Here is a 20,294-nt window from a genome sequence, read left to right as displayed (position 1 = left end):
TTCAGCTCGTCAACCGCCGCACCGCCAGCTCCACGCCGCGCAGCTCGGCCAGCCCCTTCATGCGCCCGTAGAGCGGATAGCCGGGACGCGTGTCGCGACGCTGGTCGTCGAGGATGTGGTGGCCGTGGTCCGGCCGCAGCGGCAAGCGCGGGCCGCCCTCGCGTTCGCGACGACGCTCCTCCTCCACCAGCGCGGAGATCACCCCCACCATGTCGACGTCGCCACCCAGGTGATGCGCCTCGTGGAAGGTGCGCGGGTCGGCGGCCTCGCGCCGAGTGGAGCGCAGGTGGGCGAAGTAGATGCGTGGGCCGAAACGGCGCGCCATGGCGGCCAGGTCGATATCGTCACGAACGCCATAGGAGCCGGTGCACAGGGTCAAGCCATTGGCTTCGCTGGCTGCCGCATCGAGCAGCCACTGGGCGTCCTCGGGGGTGGACACCACCCGCGGCAGGCCGAACAGCGGACGCGGCGGGTCGTCCGGATGAATGGCCAGCCGTATACCGGCTTCCTCGGCTACCGGCACGATGGCGCACAGGAAATGGCCGAGATGCTCGCGCAGGCGCTCGGCGTCGATGTCGGCATAGGCGTCCAGCGCCGCCTGGAAGCGTGCCAGGGTATAGTGCTCCTCGGCCCCCGGCAGGCCGGCGATGATGGTGTCGATCAACGAATCGCGCCCGTCGGAATCGAGACCGTCGAGGTAGCGCCTGGCGTCGGCTTGTTCGGCATCGGTGTACTCGGCCTCGGCGCCGGGGCGCTTGAGCAGGTAGAGGTCGAAGGCGGCGAAGGCCATCTGGTCGAAGCGCAGCGCCAGCCCGCCGTCCGGCAAACGCCAGGCGAGGTCGGTACGGGTCCAGTCGAGTACCGGCATGAAGTTGTAGCAGACGATGTCGATACCGCAGGCCGACAGATTGCGCAGGGTCTCCTGGTAGGCGGCGATGTAGCGCTCGCGCTCAGGTGTGCCCTGCTTGATCGCCTCGTGCACCGGCACGCTCTCCACCACCGACCAGGAGAGCCCCGCGGCCTCGATCGTCGCCTTGCGCTCGGCAATGGCTTCCACCGGCCAGGCCGTGCCGTTGGGTATCTCGTGAAGCGCCGTCACGATGCCGGTGGCACCGGTCTGGCGAATCTCGTCGAGGGTGATCGGATCGCTGGGGCCGAACCAACGCCAGGTATGTTCCATGAAAGTCCTCGCGGTATCAGGTGGGAACGTCGAGCTGCGCAAGCGCGGCATCGAGGCCAAGGGTCGTCAGGCGCCGATAGGCCGACACCACCGACGCAACGAAGCCGGCGTGCTCAGCCAATGCCGGCGGAACCACGGCATCGAACTCGAGAAAGGCCAATACCAGAGCCTCGACATCCTCGGCGTGGGTTTCGTGCAGCAGGGCAAACGTGCCCGCCATGGGATCGTCGACGGCATGGACATTGCCGTGCAGATCGCTCCCGCCGGTGTAGCGGATCCACGCCGCCACGCCGAGTGCGGTGCAGGGTACCTGGCCTCCGGCCTCGAGCCGCGCCAGGGCGCCATGCAGCCAGCGCTGGGGCAACTTCTGCGAGCCGTCCATGGCGATCTGCTGCAGGCGATGACGCAGGCTGTCGTTGGCAAAGCGATAGAGCAGCTGTTCGGCGTAACCTTCGAGGTCGGTACCGGCTGGCATCGCCAGGGTCGGTGCCGCTTCACTCAGCATGTAGCGATGCAGCAGTGCCACCAGGTCGTCACGGCTCACCGCGTCGAACACCGTCTCGATGGCGTCCAGCGCGCCCAGGTAGGCGAGCAGCGAATGGCTGCCGTTGAGCATGCGCAGCTTCATGGTCTCGAACGGCGCGACGTCGGCGACCATCTCCACGCCCTCACCTTCCCAGGCGGGCCGGCCGAGAGGGAAGTCGTCCTCCACCACCCACTGCGAGAAGGCCTCCCCCACCACCGCGTTGGGATCCTCGACGCCCAGTTCGGCCAGGCGCGCGAAATCGACCTCCGTCATGGCCGGCACGATGCGATCGACCATGCTGCAGGGAAAGGCCACCTCGCGCTCGATCCAGGCGGCCAGCTCACCGTCGCGACAGGCAGCGAGCTGCACCACGGCCGTTCGTGTGCGCTTGCCGTTGTTCGGCATGTTGTCGCAGCACAGCACCGTGAACGGCGGGACTCCCGCCCTGCGCCGTCGGGCCAGGGCCTCGACCAGGATGCCCGGCGCCGTGCGCGGCGCCTGCGGATGATCGATGTCGTGGGCGACCAACGGGTCGTCGCGCAGCAGGCTGCCCTCGGCGGGATTGAGAAAGTAGCCCTTCTCGGTCACCGTCAGGGTGACGAGGCGAGTGTCGGGCGAGGCCATGCGCATGAGCAACGCCTCGAGATCGCGCCCCCACTGGCCGTCACCGTCGCGGTCGGCACGCTTGTCCTGACCCGTGAAAAGCGCCTCCTCGATCACGCCAATCTCGCGTAGCGTGACATGGTCGCGGTCGGCATATTCGGCGACATGGTAGTGGTAGCCGGCGTCGCGCAGCGCATCCACCAGCGCCACGCCGCCGCGCAGGTTGGCGCTACTCACCCCCCAGGCGCCGTCGCCGCTGCGCTGGCGATAGCGCTCCAGATAGACCGCCTGGTGGGCACGATGGAAGGCACCGAGCCCCAGGTGGACGATGCCGATGCGCCCGGTCGGCGCGACGGCGGATATGCGTGTCACGTCCTTCATCTTGCCCCCATCAACAGGTCGGGAAGCCACAGCGAAATGGCCGGTACGTAGGCCACCAGCAGCAGTACCGCGATATTGCACGCCAGGAACGGCAGGATCGCGCGGGCCACGGTAAGCATCTGCAGCTTGCCGATGCCCGAGACCACGAACAGGCACACTCCCACCGGCGGCGTGGTCAGGCCGATCATCAGGTTGAGTACCGCCATCACCGCGAAGTGCACCGGGTCCATGCCGACCCCGGTGGCCACCCCCAGCAGCGCTGGAAACAGGATGATCAGCGCCGCGATGGTCTCCATGAAGGCGCCGACGAAGAGCAGGATCAGGTTGAGGATCAGGATCACCACGATGGGGTTGTCGCTGATCATCATGATCAGTGCGGCGATCGTCTGCGGGATCTGCTGGCTGGTGAGGATCCAGCCGAACAGGTTGGCCAGGCCCACCAGCAGCAGCAGCGCCGACGAGGTCAGCACGGTGTCGGTGAGGATCGCCGGCAGCTTGCGCCAGGTCAGCCCCTTGTAGACGTACATGCCCACCACCAGCGCATAGAGGCTGGCGACGATAGAGGCCTCGGTGGGCGTGAAGAAGCCGCCGATGATGCCGTAGAGGATGATCGCGGTCATCAGCAGCGCCCAGAAGGCGGTGCGCCCTTCGCGCAGCAGCTCGCGCAGGGTGGCGCGGCGCTCCTTGGGATAGCCGCGCTTCACCGCCAACAGGTAGACGGTGATCATCATCGCCATGCCCAGCAGCAGGCCGGGCACGGCCCCGGCCAGGAACATGCGCCCCACCGAGACGCCTGCCAGCGAGCCGACGATGATCATCGGCACGCTGGGCGGGATGATCGGGCCGATGGTCGATGAAGCGGCGGTAACGGCGGCGGCGAACGGCTTGTCGTAGCCGGAGCGTGCCATGCCGGGAATCATCACCGAGCCAATACTGGCCGCATCGGCCACCGCGGTGCCGGAGATGCCACCGAAGATCATCGATCCACCCACATTGGCCAGGCCCAGGCCGCCGCGGATATGGCCGACCAGGGCATTCGAGAAGCGCACGATGTGCTCGGTAATGTTGCCGACGTTCATCAGGTTGCCGGCCAGCACGAAGCCGGGAATGCACAGCAGCACGAAGGTATCGATGCCGGAGTACATGCGCTGCGGCACGATGGTCAGCGAGATACCTTCGAGAAGCAGGTAGGCGAGCGACGAGATGCCCAGCGCAAAGGCGATGGGCAGACCCAGCACCAGCAGCACCAGGAACACGCCGAATAGCACCATCACTTCCATGTCGCGTCCTCCCGGTCGCTGTCGACGGGCGTCCGCCATGCTGCGGCCAGGCCTTCGACGAGGCCGATGGCGCTGTAGAACAGCACCAGGGCGTACAGCAGCACGGTGGAGAAGAAGATGTAGAGCATGGGCACCCTCAGGGTGGGCGAGGTCTGCCAGGCCCCGTTCTGGGCGAATTGCCAGGCGGCGGGCAGCGCCATCAGGGCGAAGCCACCGATCAGCAGACAGATCAGCGCCTGGTAGGCGCCGCGCGCGCGCAATCCCAGCAGGTGATGAAAGAGTTCGACGTTGACGTGCCGGTGGCGGCGGATCGCCACCCCGGCCGCCAGTGCCACCATGTAGATGAACAGGTAGCGTGACAGCTCCTCGGTCCAGGACAGGGTGAACGGCAGGAACAGTCGGCCCGAGATCTGCAGCAGTACGGTCGCGGCAATCCCTATCAGGGCCAGGTTGGCGAGTAGTACGAACAGGGTATCCACCCAGCCGATGACACGGCCCAGCGGCCCCTGGAGCCTGGGCACCGCGGACAGGGCGTCGAGGCTGGCCATTACTTCCTGACCGTCGGGTTCGCCCTCGCCACGCTGCGGAGAAATATCCATAGACGTTCCTCGCTAGGGTCCGCCGGACCCATGGGGAATGGGCGGGCACGGGCCCGCCCGGGTGGATCAAAGATTCTGGATGGCGTCGAACAGCGCGCGCTGTTCATCGTCGAGAGCCGCTTCCACGGCCGGCCGCGCCTTCTCGGCGAAGGCCTCGGTATCGACCTCGACGAACTCCATGCCGCGCTCCTGCAGGGCCTGCTCCAGGCGCTGCTGGTCCTCCTCGAACAACTCGGCCTGATAGGTCTGCATCTCCTGGGCCGCATCGCGCACGATCTGCTGCAGCTCCTCGGGCATGCTCTCGAGCCGGTTGCGGCCAATCACCACGTAGATCCAGCTACGCACGTGGCCGGTCAGGTTCACGTAGTCCTGCACCTCGTTGAAGCTGGCGCTCTCGATCAGGCTGAGCGGGTTCTCCTGGGCCTGGATGGTGTTCTGCTGCAGGGCGGTGAAGACCTCGCTGAAAGCCATCGGCGTGGGCCTTGCGCCCAGTGCCTCCCAGGTGTCGACGAACAGCGGCACGTTGGGCACACGCAGGCGAATGCCGTCGAGGTCGTCGGGGTGGCGGATCGGCCGGTTGGAGGTCAGCTCACGCGGCCCACGCTCGAACCAGGCCAGCGGCACCAGGTTGGCGCGCTCGGTGATCTGCGCCTCGATCTGCTCGCCGATCTCGCTCTCCACCGCCTGGCGCAGGTGCTCGGCATCGCGGAACGCATAGGGCACCGCCATCATCGCCGCCTTCGGCGCCCAGTTCTGCAGGCTCTCCCCGGTGATGGTCATGTCGGCGGTGCCGAGCTGGATGCTGTTGATCACGTCCATCTCGTTGCCGAGCTGCTCGTTGGGATAGATCTGCACCTCGATGCGCCCGTCCGAATTCTCCTCGACGAGTTCCTTGAAGCGCTCGGCGGCCTGGTGCCAGATGTTCTGCTCATTGGCCAGGTGGCCGAATTTCAGCGTGACGTCGGCGGCCAGCGCGGTCTGGCTGGCAATCAGGGCCGTCCCGAGGACGGCGCCGGTAATGAGTCGTTTGATCATGACGTAGCTCCTTGTTTTGCTGTTCAAGCGGTTATTGCTGTTATGTGCATCGCTGTGGCGATGCCGCTGTCGCATCGAGCTGGCTCAGGCACGGATGTCGGCACCGATGCCAATCAGCACCTTGCGAGCCCTTTCGGGATGATGGTCGAGCATGTCGATGGCCCCGGGCATGTCGTCGAAAGGCAGGCGGTGACTGACCAGCGCCAGCGGATCGAGACGCCCCGATGCCATGCGCTCGAGCACATCCGGAAACTTGCGGTTGTTGAGCCGCGAGCCGACCAGGGTCAGCTCCTTCTTGATCACCTCCAGTTGCACCAGGTCGCTGGGCGTGGGGTTGAAGCCGAGCAGGCCGATACGCCCCGCCGGTGAGGCGATGCGCAGCATCTGCGGCAGCAAGGCCGGTACGCAGGCGGCATCGGCGATCAGCGGGATGCCCTCGCCGCCGGTCAATTCGCTCGCTGCGGCCTCGACATCGTCCTTGCCGTGCCAGGTACGCGTGGCGCCGAGTTCACGGGCCGTGGCCAGGCGCTCGTCGATCAGGTCGATGACGGTGATGTCCTCGATGCCCAGGGCGCGGGCCATCTGCAGGATGGTCAGGCCGATCACGCCGGCGCCATAGACCAGCAGGCGGTCGCCGCGCAGCGGCTGCATCCGCTCCAGCACGTTGGCGGCGATGGAATAGGGCTCCACCAAGGCACCGGCTTCCAGCGCCAACCCCTCGGGCAGCAGATGGACATTGGCCGCCGGCACGTTGACCCACTCCTCGAAGCCGCCATTCCGGTGCACGCCGATCACCTGCAGCGAGCTGCACACGTTGGGGCGGCCGATACGACACGGATAGCACTTACCGCAGCTGACCACCGGATCGATGCACACCCGGGCGCCGACCTCGATGCCCTCGACCCCCTCGCCGAGCGCCTCGACCGTGCCGGCGAACTCATGACCGGTGATGCGTGGGAAGCGCACGAAGGCGTTGTCGCCATGGATGATGTGCATGTCCGAGCCGCAGATCCCGGCGAAGGCCACTTTCACCAGCACCTCGCCGGCAGCGGCGCGGGGCACCTCGGCCTCGACAACGGCGTAGTCCAGCGGCGCGTTTACCTGAAAGGCTTTCATCGATACGTTCTCCTCACCAATGCCACAGGGTGCCGTCCTCCAGCCGGTTGACCGGCAGGCTGGCGCGCTTGTAGGGGTATTGCCTGGCCAAGGCTTCGTCGATATCGACGCCATGCCCCGGCGCTTCGCCGACGAGGAAATGGCCGTCCTCGAAGCGGTAGTCGTGGGGGAAGACGGCGTCGGTCTCCGGCGTGTGGGGCATGTGCTCCTGGATACCGAAGTTGGGCACCCAGGTGTCGAAGTGGATCGCCGCGCCCAGGCACACCGGCGACAGGTCCGTCGGCCCATGGAAGCCGGTGCGCACGTGATAGAGCGCGGCCAGGTCGGCGATGCGCCGCACGTGGGTGATGCCGCCGCCGTGGGAGAGCGGCGTGCGCACGTAGTCGATCCACTGGTTCTCGAGCAGCTCGCGGTAGTCGTGGATCGAGTTGAACACCTCCCCCACCGCCAGCGGCGTGGTGGTGTGCTGGCGAATCAGGCGAAAGCTCTCCTGGTTCTCGGCCGGCACGCAGTCCTCGAGCCAGAACAGGTGGTAAGGCTCCACCGCCTTGCCCAGGCGCGCCGCCTCGATGGGTGTCAGGCGGTGGTGCACGTCGTGCAGCACGTGAAGCTCGTCGCCGAAGCGCTCGCGCACCGCGGCGAACAGCTTGGGCACGTGATTGAGATACTTCTCGGTGCTCCACACGTGCTCGGCGGGCAGCTCGGCATCCGCCGGCTCGTAGCGCTCGCCCTCGTGCTTGGCCACGCCGTAGATGGTGGGAATGCCGGGCACCCCGGCCTGCACCCGCACCGCCCGGTAGCCGAGCTTGACGTGCTTCTCGACCTCGGCCAAACAGCCCTCGATGTCCCTGCCGGTGCAGTGGGCGTAGGTCATCACCCGCTCGCGGCTCTTGCCGCCGAGCAGCTGGTAGAGCGGCATGCCGGCCGCCTTGGCCTTGATATCCCACAGCGCCAGGTCCACCGCCGACACCGCCGCCATGGTCACCGGCCCCCGGCGCCAGTAGGCACCGCGATAGAGGTAGTGCCAGATATCCTCGATACGGCTGGCATCGCGCCCGATCAGGGCGGGCAGCACGTGCTCCTCGAGGTAGGCCACCACCGCCATCTCGCGCCCGTTGAGGGTGGCGTCGCCGATACCGTAGGTGCCCGACTCGGTAACGATCTTGAGGGTGACGAAGTTGCGCCCCGGCGAGGTGACGATCACATAGGCGTCGCTGATTTTCATGAAGCTTCCGTCGCAGTGAGGTGGAGGGGGAGCCCTATCTTTCGAAGAGGTAGCGCTGCACGTTGTCGTAGCACACCGCCCGCACCAGCTCGCCGATGCGGTCGAGATCGCCCGGCAATTCGCCACGCTGGATCTGCGCGCCGAGCATCTGGCAGAAGATGCGGCGGAAGTAGTCGTGGCGGGAGAACGACAGCAGGCTTCGCGAGTCGGTGAGCATGCCGACGAAGTGCCGCAGCAAGCCGAAGTTCATCTGCGTGACGAGCTGGCGTTCGATGCCGTCGCGCTGGTCGTTGAACCACCAGGCGGCGCCGAACTGCAGCTTGCCGGGAATGCCGTCGCTGGCAAACGAACCGACCAGGCTCGCCAGCATCTCGTTGTCGCGCGGGTTGAGGTTGTAGACCACGGTGCGCGGCAGCGCCCGGTCGCGGTCGAGCGCATCGAGGATCGCCGCCAGCGGCTCGGCGTAGGTGACGTCGCCTATCGCATCGAAACCGCTGTTGGCGCCGATCTCGGCCAGGCCGCGCTGGCTCAGGCTGCGCAGCGCGCCGAGGTGAAGCTGCATCACCCAGCCGCGGCGAGCATACTCACGCCCCAGCCACAGCAGCACCGCGGTGGTGAAGGCGGCGTTCTCCTCGTCCGAGAGCGTCTTGCCATGGCGGCGGCGCTCAAGCAGCCGGTCGAGCTCGGCCACGCTCGGCGGCGCAACGAACACCGGCTTCTCCAGGCTGTGGTCGGAAAGGCAGCAGCCATGGGAAGCGAAATGCTCGAGGCGCTGATACAGCGCCGCGAGCAAATCGTCGTAGCCTCGGATCGCGACACCGCTGGCTGCCTCCAGCTCGCCGAGATAGTCGGCGAAGCCGGGCTGCTCGATCTTGAGCACGGCGTCGGCACGGAAGGTCGGTAGCATGGCGGGTGCCGCCCCGCTTTCGGCATGGCGCCGATGCAGTTCCAGCCCATCGACCGGATCGTCGGTGGTACACACGGTACGCACCTTGAAGCGCTCGAGAATGCCCTGGGCACTCAGCTCAGGCGTGGCCAGCCGCTCGCGAGACATCATCCATATCTCCTCCGCCGTCGCGGGCGAGAGCAGCGTGTTCTCGATGCCCAGCGGATGGCGCAGCTCCAGATGGGTCCAGTGATAGAGCGGGTTGCCGAGGCAGTCCGGCACCGTTTCGGCCCAGGCCTGGAAGCGCTCGCGTTCGCCCACATCGCCGGTGATGCGCCGCTCGTCGATGCCGGCGATGCGCATCGCCCGCCACTTGTAATGGTCGCCCTTGAGCCACAGCTCGGTGAGGTTGTCGAACTGGACGTTGCTGGCGATTTCCTGCGGGCTCAGGTGCGAGTGGTAGTCGCAGATCGGCATGGCCGCGGCATGCTCGTGGTAGAGCCGGCGTGCCGGCTCGTTCTCGAGCAGGAAGTCGGGCCCCATGAAGGTGATCTTGTCGGTGAAGGCCATTGAACCCTCCATTTTGTCGGTTCACTCAACCCATCAGCAGGTTGGGCAGGAACAGCACGATATCGGGGAAGAAGATGATGCCCAGCACCACCACGAATACCGCCAGGGCGAAGGGCAGCAGCTCACGGCTGTAGTCGAAGAAGGAGCAGCGCAGGATGCCGCATACGGTGTACATCGAGATGCCCACCGGTGGGGTCATGCCGCCGAAGGTCACTAGCGTCATCATCAGCAGGCCGAAGTGCACCGGGTCGACCCCGGCGGCCTTGACCACCGGCACCAGGATCGGCGTCAGCAGCATCACCACGACGGTAGCCTCGAGCAGCATGCCGAGCAGCACCAGCAGCACGGCCAGGGTCAGCAGCAGCGTGGCGTGACTGGAAAACACACCCAGCGTCAGCTCGGCGATGGTCTGCGGCACCCGCTCGAAGGAGACCACGTAGCCGATGATTCCCGAGAACATGATGATCAGCATGATCATGCCGATGTCACGCACGCTGGCATGCATCGCCGTGAGGATCTCGCGCAGCCCCATCTCGCGATGGATCACGCAGCCCACCAGCAACGCATAGGCCACCGCGAAGGCGCCCGCCTCGGTGGGTGTGAACAGGCCATAGCGAATGCCCACCAGCAGCCACACCGGGAACAGCAACGCCCAGATACTGCCACGCAGGGCCTCGAGGACTTCGCGGCCAGTAGGCAGACCTTCGCGCATCGGCGTGTAGCCGCGACGCCTGGCGACGAAGTAGGTGGTCACCATCAGCGCCACCATCAGCAGAAAGCCGGGCACCACACCGGCAATGAACAGCCGCCCTATCGACACCTCGCCGAGGTAGCCGTAGAGAATCAAACCGATGCTGGGCGGGATGGTGGCGGTGATCAGCCCGCCGATGGAGAGTACCGCACCGGAGAACCCGGGGCTGTAGCCGCCCTTGATCATGCCCTGCCCCAGCACTCGCGACTGCATCGCGGCATCGGCCACCGCCGAGCCCGACACGCCTCCCATCAGCGTGCTGAGCACGATGCTGGCCTGGGCCAGCCCGCCGCTCATCCAGCCAGCCAGCAACGTGGAAAGGCGTATCAGCCGGGGGGTGATGCCGCTGGCGTTCATCAGGTGGCCGATGAAGATGAACAGCGGCACTGCCAGCAGCGGAAACGACTGTGTTGCCGAGACGATGCGCTGCGCCCCGATGTTGGTCGGCAGGAAGGTCTCGGGCAGGAAGAAGTAGGTGAAGCCGGCGATACCGATGGCAAAGGCCACGGGCATGCCGATGGCCATCAGCACCAGTCCCAGGCCCAGCAGCAGCGCGGCGGTCATGAGGCTCCCTCCGCGACGTCATCATCCGGCGCCAGGCTCGCCACGATGCCCCTGGCCACGATGCGACGCAGCAGCGAGACGATCATCAGGGCGGCGCCCACCGGCAGTGCCAAGGTGATATAGCCGTAGCTCAGGCCGGCCACGCCCATCGGGCGCTGCCAGTTGGACAGGGCCAACGGGAAGCCATGCCACACCAGCAGGGCCAGGAAGCCCAGCATCAGCACCAGACAAAAGCCCGTAACCAGCCGCTGCAATGAAAACGGCAAACGTACCGCCAGGGCATCGATGCGCACCTGCCCACCGTGGCGCAAGGTGATGTCGGCGCCCAGTACGGCGGTCCAGATGAACAGCAACTGGGCCAGTTCGGCGCCGCCGGCGAAGGGCTGGCCGATGGCACGTGCCGTCGAACTCACCAGCAGGGTCAGGGAAGTGGCGCCCAGCAGCGCAACGGCAAGCCACGCCTCGAGTCGGTCGTACCAGTACCACATAAGAGTCATCCTCGAACCAGTTGCATCCGGCGCGCTTGCGAACGCCGGCCTCGGCGGCCCACGCCCCTGCCGTACGTGCAGCAGGGGCTGGCTGGTTCACTCTCCCGCGGTCAGTTGGTCGCGGTACTGGTCGTAGCCGAGTTCTTCGTAGACGCCGGACACGCGCTCGCGGAACAGCTCGACATCCACCTCGGTAAAGGTCACGCCTTCCGCCTCCATGCGTTCACGCACGGCATCCTGGGCGTCGACGGTAGCCTGGCTGGCCGCCTCACCGGCGTTGCGTAGCTCTTCATCGAGAATGGTGCGCAGCTCTTCCGGCAGCGACTGGTACCACTGTTCGGACGTGGCCAGGCCGGTCATCAGGTGGATATGCCCGGTCAGGGCAATATGGGTAATCACTTCGTGCAGATTCTGGCCTTCGGCGGCGGTGAGCTGCGCCTCGGCGCCGTCGATCGCGCCCAGTTGCAGCGCGGAGTAGACCTCCGACCAGGGCAGCGGCGTGGGCGTGGCGCCCATCGATTCGATGGTGCGCAGCCATACCGGCGAGTTGATGGTACGCACGCGTACCCCACGCAGGTCGTCGGGCGTCTCCACCAGCTTCTTCGTCAGCATGTGGCGCGAGCCCTGGAACCAGTTGTAGTTGAGCAGACGCAAGCCGCTGCTCTCGGCCAGGCTATCGACCCACCCCTGATAGAGTTCCGACGAGGTGATGCGGTCGTAGTCGGAGTGGTCCTCGACCAGATAGGGCGCACTGAGGATACCCAGCTCCGGCTGATATTCGGACAAGCGACCGGCGTCGATCAGCACTGCGACGTTGGCCCCGCTGCGGATCTGCTCGACCACGTCCTCGTCGGAGCCGAGCTGGCTGTTGGGGAAGACGCGAACGGTGAGCTCGCCATCGGAGCGCTCCGCGATCGTCTGGCTGGCCTCTTCCATGGCCAGCACGATGGGATCCTGGGCGCTGAGCGCCGAGGAGAGATTCAACTGGTAGGCCGCATGGGCCAGGTTGGCGGTGGCGGCCAGCGCAATGGCCGCTGCGAGTGCGGTGGTTCTCATGTGAGCCTCCTGACGTCTGTTGTGGTTATTGCGTCGAGTTACCTGGCGTTCTTGCTTGGCTAATTGCTTGCTGGATTTCCGGCTGCGGCCGGGTTGAAGGAACCGTCGAACATCTCGGGGAAGCGGCGCATGAGCTCCGGCAGCGAATGCAGGATCTCGCGCTGGTGAATGCTCATGGCCTTGGCCGCCGCCTCCGGGTCTCGACGGGCAATGGTCTCGACGATCATCGAGTGCTGGTCGACCAGCTTGCCGATCGGGGTGCTGTCGGGAACGCTCAGGTAGCGCACCCGGTCGAGCTGCGCCTTGACCTCCTCGGTGACACGCCAGGCCGCGGTGTGCCCCACCCCCAGCGACAGTGCACGATGGAAATCCTCGTCGAGCTGGAAGAAACGGTCGTAATCGTTGGGCTCGATGCAGCGCCGCTGGCGCTCGAGCAGTTCACGCAGCTCATCCAGGGTCTGTTCGGCGACGCCCAGGGTGGCGGCCTCGCGAGCCACCGCCACTTCGATCGCCTCACGCACGAAACGGGCTTCGAGCACGGCCTGCTGCGAGATCCTCACCACGTAGGTGCCACGCTGCGGGCGCACCTCGACCAATCCCGCCTCCGACAGCCGAATGAAGGCCTCGCGCACCGGCTGGCGACTTACGGAAAAGGCATCGGCCAGCTCCTTTTCCGAGAGCGCCTGCCCCGGTGCCAGCACCATGCGGATGATCGACTGGCGCAGCACACGGTAAAGCCGCTCGCGAACCGAGCCGTCGTCACGCGCTTCCTGCCACATGGCCTGCAGGGGAGTTGTCATGGGCACCGTCTCCGATTCTTGTTGAACTAATCGTTGCCGCTCTGACCAGACTAGTATGGTAGTATGGCAATTGGCAAGCAGAGATGACAAACAGGTAGAGCACCTTCGGCGCAGACGCTTATCAGGCGTGTCATCGGCCTGCTCTACCAAGGCAAGAACGAGGGACGGGACCGGTTTTGCTCTGAAATCGTGTAACGTTTTCGCTACTCGGCAAAACGCCTGGCGTCATGCCAGGCATTTCGTTCGTATCGCATTACCGCTGATCGATCGTCACCGAGTAGAACGTGGGGGAGTCTGGGGCTGTTCACCCCTGATTGATCACCTGATACAGCCGCTGCTGAGCGGTCTGGCTGGAGATGGATTCGTCGTTGAAGAAATCAGCCAGGACTCCTATCCAGCCTTCCGACATTTGCGAGGGCATGGCCATCGATTGCGCGCTGACCCGGTGTTCGTCGTTCATGAGCACATGTAGCCCCAACTGGCCGCAACGATCGAGTCCGGCAGGGTCGATGTCGGTGCGTATCGGCAGCGAGCCCTTGATGCGGCTGAATGCGACCTGATTGTCGGGGTCGAGCACCATGCGGGCGAATGCCTGTTGCGCCTTGGTCTCGCCTTCGCGGGCGGTCAATGGGAAGGCAAAGGCATCGATTACCGTGAAATAGGCGATTGAAGTACCGGGCGCAAGATTGCAACCGAAGTCCCGGTCGGCGGCATAACCGAGTGAGATGAGTTCGCCCTTTGCCCAATCGCCCATGAATTGCATGCCGGCCTCGCCGCGCCCGACCATGGCAGTGGCGTCCGCCCAGGTCTTGTCCGCACGGACCGCAGGCAGTTCGACATAACGGGATAGTCGCCGAAGCATATCGAGCGCATCCAGCATGCGTGGATCGAGCACGGCTTCCGCATCCGCGTCGATGAGCCGTGAATATCCCGCGTTTCCCATCATGTAGTACATGATGTCATTGAAGAGCAGCGAAACTTCCCATGGGCCGGAGCCCATAGCAATGGGCAGATATCCTGCCGCTTCGATCCGGTCGGCGGCGATGAATATGTCGTCCCATGTCTCCGGCGTTTCCAACCCCAGCTCATCGAATATCTGCTGGCTGGTCCAGAGCCAGTTTTCAGCGTGAATATTCGATGGCGCGAAATACACCTGATCCTGGTAGGTTATCCGATCGAGCACGAAACCGGGGAGCACATCGCTCCAGTGATCCTCCCGTGCCACAGTATCGATATCCTGCACGACCCCCATGTCCGGTAATTCACGGGAGCCCTCGTTCGCGTTCCACTGCATCACGGCCGGCGGGTAACCATTGGCAATGCGTTCACTGACAATCCTTTGTACCGCCACCTTCTCTGCCGCCGGAAGATCCACCCAGCGGTTTCCAGCGCCGGTCCAGGCTTGCCTGTAAATGTCGAGTGCCGCGGATTCGCTCTTCGATATCCAGAAATGTACGACGTCGACTGTATTGCCCTCGACGGCAATGGCTGGCGTTTGCGAACACGCAGCCATCATGACAACTGCGAAAAAGTTAGCTCTCATTGACTGTTTCATCGGCACAGTTTTTCCTCATTCCTCACCGAAACCCAGTTCCCATTACTGCCGCTGGTTTATCCCGTCAGGGCAGCGAACAGTCATCAAACGATCTCGTTATCCATTTATCACCTCCGCTGTCGATGCCTTCAGCGCGGAGCTGATGTCGTTGCATCGGCGCCCACCATACGCACCGAGGAATCGAATGTTTCAGTACTATGCCGAGATTGGGCGATACCGGATTGCTTGAATAAGCGCTCTTTGACTTCGCTACCCGGCATCGGCTTGGCGAACAGGTATCCCTGACCGATTCCGCAGCCCACGTTAAGAAGGAACTCGTGTTGCGCTTCGGTTTCGATTCCTTCGGCCACGCAGCGCTTGCCTAAATTTCGTGACAGGTCGATCATCGCCTGGATGATCTGCTCGGATCGATGGTCCAGCCCAATATCGGCTACGAAACCGCGATCGATTTTCAACTCGTCGAAGGGGAAGTCGCGGAGATGCAAGAGTGAGGCAAAACCGGTTCCGAAATCATCGAGAGCGATGGATACACCACGTTCACGGAAACGCGTCATCGATGCATGTATGCGCTCGGCATACCGATTGAGGAAAACGTCCTCGGTCACTTCGATGGTCAGGTCGTGCCAATCGAGGTCATATTGGCGGATAGCCGAAGCGAGTATTTCAAACCCGCTCTCGTTGATCAGAAGTGCCTCTGGTAGATTGACGGCAATGGGGCCGGGCAAGAGTCCTGTCGCTTTCCATGCCTGGAGATCGCGGCATACCCCCCATACGACGGCGCGGGTCATGTCGCCGATGAGGTGCGGGGCATTCATCAATGGCAGAAAAACGCCCGGTGCGAGCAGGCCGAGCTCGGGGTGATTCCATCGGACGAGCGCCTCGAATCCCAGGTGACCTCCCGTCCTAAGGCAAACCTTTGGCTGATAGTACACGATGAACTCGTCGCGCTCGGCTGCACCAGCGAGAGCCGCGGCCATCTCATTCTGTTCCAGTCGTGCGGCGAGTGTCGCTTCGTCGAAAACGACTGCATTGTTCCGTCCGCTCTTGGCGGCATACAGTGCAAGGTCGGCGACACGGACGAGACCGGCTTCATCCGTTGCATGTGTGGGAACGGTGGCACCGCCGATGCTGGCCGATATGCGCAGTGTGGTGCCCTCGAACAGGAAGTCCGCCGCTATCTCCTTGACGATGCGATCGGCTATGGCATTGAGACGGATTTCATCGTCGACTTCGGGCAGCAGAACGGCGAATTCATCGCCGCCGATACGGGCAATGATGTCGTCGGGCCGGAAGACATTCTGGAAAGTGCGTGCGACATGGAGAAGCGTGGCATCGCCGGCTGGGTGGCCAAAGTTATCGTTGATCGATTTGAAGTGATCCAGGTCGACTAACAGCATAGAAAAGCCGGCACCATGCCTTTTGAAGCGCTGGAATAGCTCGTTGATTGCTGAATTGAAAAACGAGCGATTCTTGAGCGCAGTGAGTGCATCCGTTTGGGCAAGACAAGTGAGTTTTTTCTCGAAGTCCATTTTTCTATGGTGTTCGCTACGCAACTTCATCAGCAGCGGATAGAAGAGGAAAATACTTGCCAGAATTGAAATTACGGCGAGCATGAGAAGAAGGACGGTGCTGATCGATATTGCGCTGCCGATGCTGGTGTCACTGCGGTCGTGTGCTTGTTGGATGAGATCGTTGAAGTGGCGCATGAGTATGCTATCGGCCGAGGCAGCGAAGTCGACCGGTCCCCAGAAGGTGTATCGCCGTCGCCGGTCTTCGTGGCTGGCATTGACCACTCTTTCGGCACGCGAGAGAAAAACCTCGAGCCGTCGATTGAGCTCGAGGTAGAGGCCTTCATCCACGGCGCTCTGGGGGGTTACCCTCTCCAGGAGGTTCATGTCGAGGCGTCTGTGCATGGTTTCCAGCCGACTGATTATGTCTCTGATATCGGCAATGGCTCTACGCACATCGTCAAGCATCGGCTGGACGATATACTCAGGCAGGTTGGGATCGGCGGATGCGCTCATGACCGCGCGTGTCTGATTGGCAAGTTGCTGAAAGCGGATGAACTGACGACTGGTAAGAAAACTGATTTCCTGTTGTATGGCATGACGGTCGAGTGCCATCTTGACCGTTAAATATGTTGCTCCTATGAGCAGCGTCATGATTATTGTGGCGCCAATATAGTACCGGCCAATAGACCGGATGTATCTTTCGATGGAAGAACCTAGCCTTGGTGAAAGTATCGATATCTCAGGCATGCTGCGCTGCTCTTCGGAGTAAGTGTTTGATTATTTTTCCTGAGCCCGCAGGGCTTCGATAGTTCTCCCCCGGTGCTTGAAGGCTCTCCGAGCAATCAACACCAGCACGTCCAGCAACCTTAAAACGGCTACCCGGCTCATTGTATCGCAGGCAATAGCGCTTTCAACACGATGTGAGCACAAACGCAATCAATGAGTCAGTTTTTGGCTAGAGGTTGCGCTTTGAGGATAAGAGGGCCTGAGGCCAAGCACCAAGCTCCCTAAAGTGACTTAAGGCTCTTCAGCGACCTTAGATAAGACCATGCCATGCCATTCAGTGAAAACAGTTAAGCTTCTCCTCATATGGATTTAGCCGTAAACCTGTCCCTCTTTGGCGGGCAGGATGCTGATCTTCAAAAGAGCGGTCTTCGAGAGTCGTACCATCCGCTTTAATCGGGAGTTGGCCAGAAATAAAAATATGGCTTGCCGCCACCGATAAACCCGACTTGAGCTATCGCAGATAACCGAAAAGCACATTGTGAATAATGTACCCCTCAACCAGGAAATCCGAAGAGGATGCAAGCAGAGGCCTTCTATCAATAACCAACCAAGCGTTCTGGATACCCAAAAAGCCCAGGCCGGTTTCCCGGCCTGGGCTTGTTCTTCCGCGTTCGCCGCTAGCGGCAAACGGAGCGCTTAGGCGCTGGTGCGGCGACGCACCGGAGCCTCGCCATCCTCACGGCGACGACGCGGGGCACGCTCGGGCGCACCGCCATCCTCGCTGATCTCCAGCGGGCGGCCGGCGACGCGGGCGCGGGCCATCTTGGCCAGGATGCTCGGCGGCAGTGAGCTCGGCAGCTCCACCACCGAGAAGGCGTTGCGGATGTCGATACGTCCGATCCGCGAACCTTCGATGCCACCCTCGTTGGCCAGCGCGCCGACCAGTTGGCCCGGCTTGACGCCGTCCTTGTGACCGACGGCGACGCGATAGCGGGTCATGCCCTCACTCGGGCCACGGCTGTCACGATCACGACGCGGCGGCTTGCCGTCACGCGGTGCACGCTCACCGCCGCGCTCGACACGCTCCTTGCGCGGCGCCTGCAGACGGCCGATGGGCGCCTCGTCGGCGCGGGCCAGGGCGGCAAAGGCACAGGCCAGCTCGATCGGGTCGTGACCTTCCGCCACCAGGCGCTCGACCAGCGCGCGCTGCTCCTCGGCACCGGCGGTCAGGGAGCCGATGATGCGCTGATGGAACACCTCGTCACGATGGGCGCGAATGGCGGCTTCGTCAGGAACTTCCATCTCGCTGAGCTTCTGGCCGGTAGCCTGCTCGATCCAACCCACCTTGCGACCTTCGCGGAAGCCGACGAAGGTGATCGAGATACCGGTACGCCCGGCCCGGCCGGTACGGCCGATACGGTGGGTGTAGGCCTCGGCGTCCTGGGGCAGGTCGTAGTTGAAGACGTGGGTGATGCGCGGCACGTCGAGGCCACGGGCGGCCACATCGGTGGCGATCAGCACGTCGACCTTGCCGCGCTTGAGGCGCTGGATGGTGCGCTCGCGCAGGCTCTGGTCCAGGTCGCCCGAGAGGCTGGCCACGTTCACGCCACGCGCGGAGAGCTGCTCCATCAGGGTGGTGCAGGCGGCCCGGGTGCGCACGAAGACGATCGCGGCGTCCACCGGCTCGACCTCGAGGATGCGCGACAGCGCCTCCAGCTTGGCCCCGCCATCGACGCGCACCAGGCGCTGCTCGATGTTCTCGCCGGTGGTGGTACGCGACTCGATGGCGACCTTGACCGGATCGACCAGGTAGCGGTTGACGATGCGCTCGATCTCGGTCGGCAGCGTCGCAGAGAAGAACACCCGCTGGGCTTCCTTCGGGGTATCGGCGACGACGCGCTTGACGTCGTCGATGAAGCCCATGCGCAGCATCTCGTCGGCTTCGTCCAGCACCAGTGCGGAGAGACCGTCGAGCTTGAGGCTGCCGCGATCCAGGTGGTCGATCACCCGGCCCGGCGTGCCCACCACCACCTGGGCACCGCGCTTCAGCGCGCCCAGCTGTTCGCGATATTCCTGGCCGCCGCAAAGCGTGGCCACTTCCAGACCCTGCAGGTTCTGGCCGTACTTACTGAAGGAGACGGCCACCTGCTGGGCCAGCTCACGGGTCGGCGCCAGCACCAGCACCTGGGGCTCACGGCGAGTCAGCTCGAGCCGCGAAAGCAGAGGCAGCGCGAAGGCTGCGGTCTTGCCGGTACCGGTCTGTGCCTGGCCCAGCATGTCGCGCCCTTCCAGCAGCGCCGGAATGGTCTGTGTCTGAATCGGAGATGGAGTTTCGTAACCCAGTGTTTCGACAGCGGCGAGAACGGCAGGCAGCAGAGCAAGATCGCCGAAGCTCGGCGAGGCGACAGAAGTCGAGGTCATCAATCACACCTTGGTAGGCCGGCACTCGCCGGCAAATCACATTGAGGCATCCCCGACACAGCACATGGCAGGTCGGTGGCCCTGTCGTCGCTGGCCTACGCGGCCTGGACAGAGCGGATCACGTTATCGTGGGACGCCGGTCGCACCTGGCATCCGGTTCGCACCATCAGGCGGGAACCGCTGTGGCGACCTTTTTGCGCCGATGTCGCCCGGTTGGCGGCATCCTGTAGCGCTCCATCTTCACATCTCGGACATTGCAGCGTTTGCTGTCAGTCTCGGTGATTGCCTCTCGTATGCGGGGCATACGGAGCGAATCGTCATGATGGCGGGGTCAACACATGCGAGGAGCGCGCATGCTATCATCGACACTGGTTTCATGACCAGTACTTTCAACGCCACGATCATAACAATCGTGAATTCTTCCGCGAGGAGCCTGCCCGAATGCCCACGCTCTGGGTCGACGCCGACGCCTGCCCCAAGGTCGCGCGCGAGATCATCGTTCGCGCCGCCGAGCGCACCACCACGCCGGCCTGGTTCGTCGCCAACCATTCGATTCCCCTGCCGCCCTCGAAGTGGGTCAAGTCGCTGTCGGTGAGCCATGGTTTCGATGCCGCCGACAACGAGATCGTGGCGCGCATCGAAACGGGTGATCTGCTGATCAGCTCCGATCTGCCGCTGGCCATGGAAGCCATCGACAAGGGCGCGGCGGTGATGACCACCCGCGGCGAGATTCTCGACAAGAACAATATCCGCGCCCGGGTACAGATGCGGGATTTCATGGAAACGTTGCGCTCGAGCGGCGAGCACACCGGCGGCCCCACGGGCTACAACGACAGTGACAGGCGCGAGTTCGCCAACGCGCTGGACAGGTGGTTGGCGAAGAACGCCAGGAAGCCGTGAAGCTTTCGGGCTTCGGGCTTCGGGCTTCGGGCTTCGGGCTTCGGGCTTCGGGCTTCGGGCTTCGGGCTTCGGGCTTCGGGCTTCGGGCTTCGGGCTTCGGGCTTCGGGCTTCGGGCTTCGG

The 20,294-nt window shown here is 63.9% G+C and carries 16 protein-coding genes; 1 reads left to right on the top strand and 15 read right to left on the bottom strand.

The annotated features are described in order from the left end of the window. Position 1 precedes the first annotated feature (1 nt). From uxuA to ACUY1T_RS18790, 15 genes are all read right to left on the bottom strand, one after another. The gene (gene uxuA, locus ACUY1T_RS18860) at positions 2-1,180 is read right to left on the bottom strand and encodes a mannonate dehydratase (protein ID WP_446025094.1); all 1,179 of its coding nucleotides are present in this window, start codon (positions 1,178-1,180) and stop codon (positions 2-4) included. Between the two features lie 16 nt (positions 1,181-1,196). Continuing rightward, a complete protein-coding gene (locus ACUY1T_RS18855) occupies positions 1,197-2,690 on the bottom strand; it encodes a mannitol dehydrogenase family protein (RefSeq protein ID WP_446025093.1) in 1,494 nt (497 codons plus the stop codon). Beyond that, on the bottom strand, positions 2,687-3,970 hold the full coding sequence (locus ACUY1T_RS18850) for a TRAP transporter large permease (protein ID WP_446025092.1): 1,284 nt from the start codon (positions 3,968-3,970) through the stop codon (positions 2,687-2,689). Before ACUY1T_RS18850 ends, ACUY1T_RS18855 begins: the two co-directional genes overlap by 4 nt. Further along, positions 3,961-4,569, bottom strand: coding sequence for a TRAP transporter small permease (locus ACUY1T_RS18845; RefSeq protein WP_446025091.1), 609 nt, complete (start codon positions 4,567-4,569; stop codon positions 3,961-3,963). Before ACUY1T_RS18845 ends, ACUY1T_RS18850 begins: the two co-directional genes overlap by 10 nt. 66 nt (positions 4,570-4,635) lie before the next feature. Next, positions 4,636-5,604, bottom strand: coding sequence for a TRAP transporter substrate-binding protein (locus tag ACUY1T_RS18840; protein ID WP_446025090.1), 969 nt, complete (start codon positions 5,602-5,604; stop codon positions 4,636-4,638). Positions 5,605-5,688: 84 nt separating this feature from the next. Continuing rightward, complete coding sequence (locus tag ACUY1T_RS18835; protein ID WP_446025089.1) at positions 5,689-6,720, bottom strand: Zn-dependent oxidoreductase; 1,032 nt, start codon at positions 6,718-6,720, stop codon at positions 5,689-5,691. A gap of 13 nt (positions 6,721-6,733) precedes the next feature. Continuing rightward, positions 6,734-7,945, bottom strand: coding sequence for a D-mannonate dehydratase ManD (manD, locus tag ACUY1T_RS18830; RefSeq protein WP_446025088.1), 1,212 nt, complete (start codon positions 7,943-7,945; stop codon positions 6,734-6,736). A 34-nt stretch (positions 7,946-7,979) separates the two neighbouring features. Then, the gene (uxaC, locus tag ACUY1T_RS18825) at positions 7,980-9,401 is read right to left on the bottom strand and encodes a glucuronate isomerase (RefSeq protein ID WP_446025087.1); all 1,422 of its coding nucleotides are present in this window, start codon (positions 9,399-9,401) and stop codon (positions 7,980-7,982) included. Positions 9,402-9,426: 25 nt separating this feature from the next. Beyond that, entirely contained in the window at positions 9,427-10,716 is a 1,290-nt protein-coding gene (locus tag ACUY1T_RS18820; RefSeq protein ID WP_446025086.1) for a TRAP transporter large permease, read from the bottom strand. Then, positions 10,713-11,204: a TRAP transporter small permease gene (locus tag ACUY1T_RS18815; protein WP_446025085.1), complete on the bottom strand. Its 492-nt coding sequence runs from the start codon at positions 11,202-11,204 to the stop codon at positions 10,713-10,715. Before ACUY1T_RS18815 ends, ACUY1T_RS18820 begins: the two co-directional genes overlap by 4 nt. A 96-nt stretch (positions 11,205-11,300) precedes the next feature. Continuing rightward, positions 11,301-12,260 carry a C4-dicarboxylate TRAP transporter substrate-binding protein gene (locus tag ACUY1T_RS18810; RefSeq protein WP_446025084.1) on the bottom strand — a complete coding sequence of 320 codons (960 nt, stop codon included), beginning with the start codon at positions 12,258-12,260 and terminating at the stop codon, positions 11,301-11,303. A 59-nt stretch (positions 12,261-12,319) separates the two neighbouring features. Next, positions 12,320-13,060 (bottom strand): GntR family transcriptional regulator, encoded by a 741-nt coding sequence (locus tag ACUY1T_RS18805; RefSeq protein ID WP_446025083.1) that lies wholly within the window; start codon positions 13,058-13,060, stop codon positions 12,320-12,322. Between the two features lie 304 nt (positions 13,061-13,364). Further along, positions 13,365-14,615: an ABC transporter substrate-binding protein gene (locus ACUY1T_RS18800; RefSeq protein ID WP_446025082.1), complete on the bottom strand. Its 1,251-nt coding sequence runs from the start codon at positions 14,613-14,615 to the stop codon at positions 13,365-13,367. A gap of 128 nt (positions 14,616-14,743) precedes the next feature. Next, on the bottom strand, positions 14,744-16,777 hold the full coding sequence (locus tag ACUY1T_RS18795) for a putative bifunctional diguanylate cyclase/phosphodiesterase (protein ID WP_446025081.1): 2,034 nt from the start codon (positions 16,775-16,777) through the stop codon (positions 14,744-14,746). A gap of 771 nt (positions 16,778-17,548) precedes the next feature. Then, a complete protein-coding gene (locus ACUY1T_RS18790; protein ID WP_446025080.1) occupies positions 17,549-19,273 on the bottom strand; it encodes a DEAD/DEAH box helicase in 1,725 nt (574 codons plus the stop codon). A 441-nt stretch (positions 19,274-19,714) separates the two neighbouring features. On the opposite strand from ACUY1T_RS18790, the gene ACUY1T_RS18785 reads away from it, so the two are divergent. Beyond that, the gene (locus ACUY1T_RS18785; protein ID WP_446025079.1) at positions 19,715-20,173 is read left to right on the top strand and encodes a YaiI/YqxD family protein; all 459 of its coding nucleotides are present in this window, start codon (positions 19,715-19,717) and stop codon (positions 20,171-20,173) included. Positions 20,174-20,294 lie beyond the last annotated feature (121 nt).

The organism is Billgrantia sp. Q4P2, from assembly GCF_052806135.1.
The sequence above is the reverse complement of the archived record's forward strand: the minus strand, read 5'-3'. Positions and strand labels throughout refer to the sequence as shown.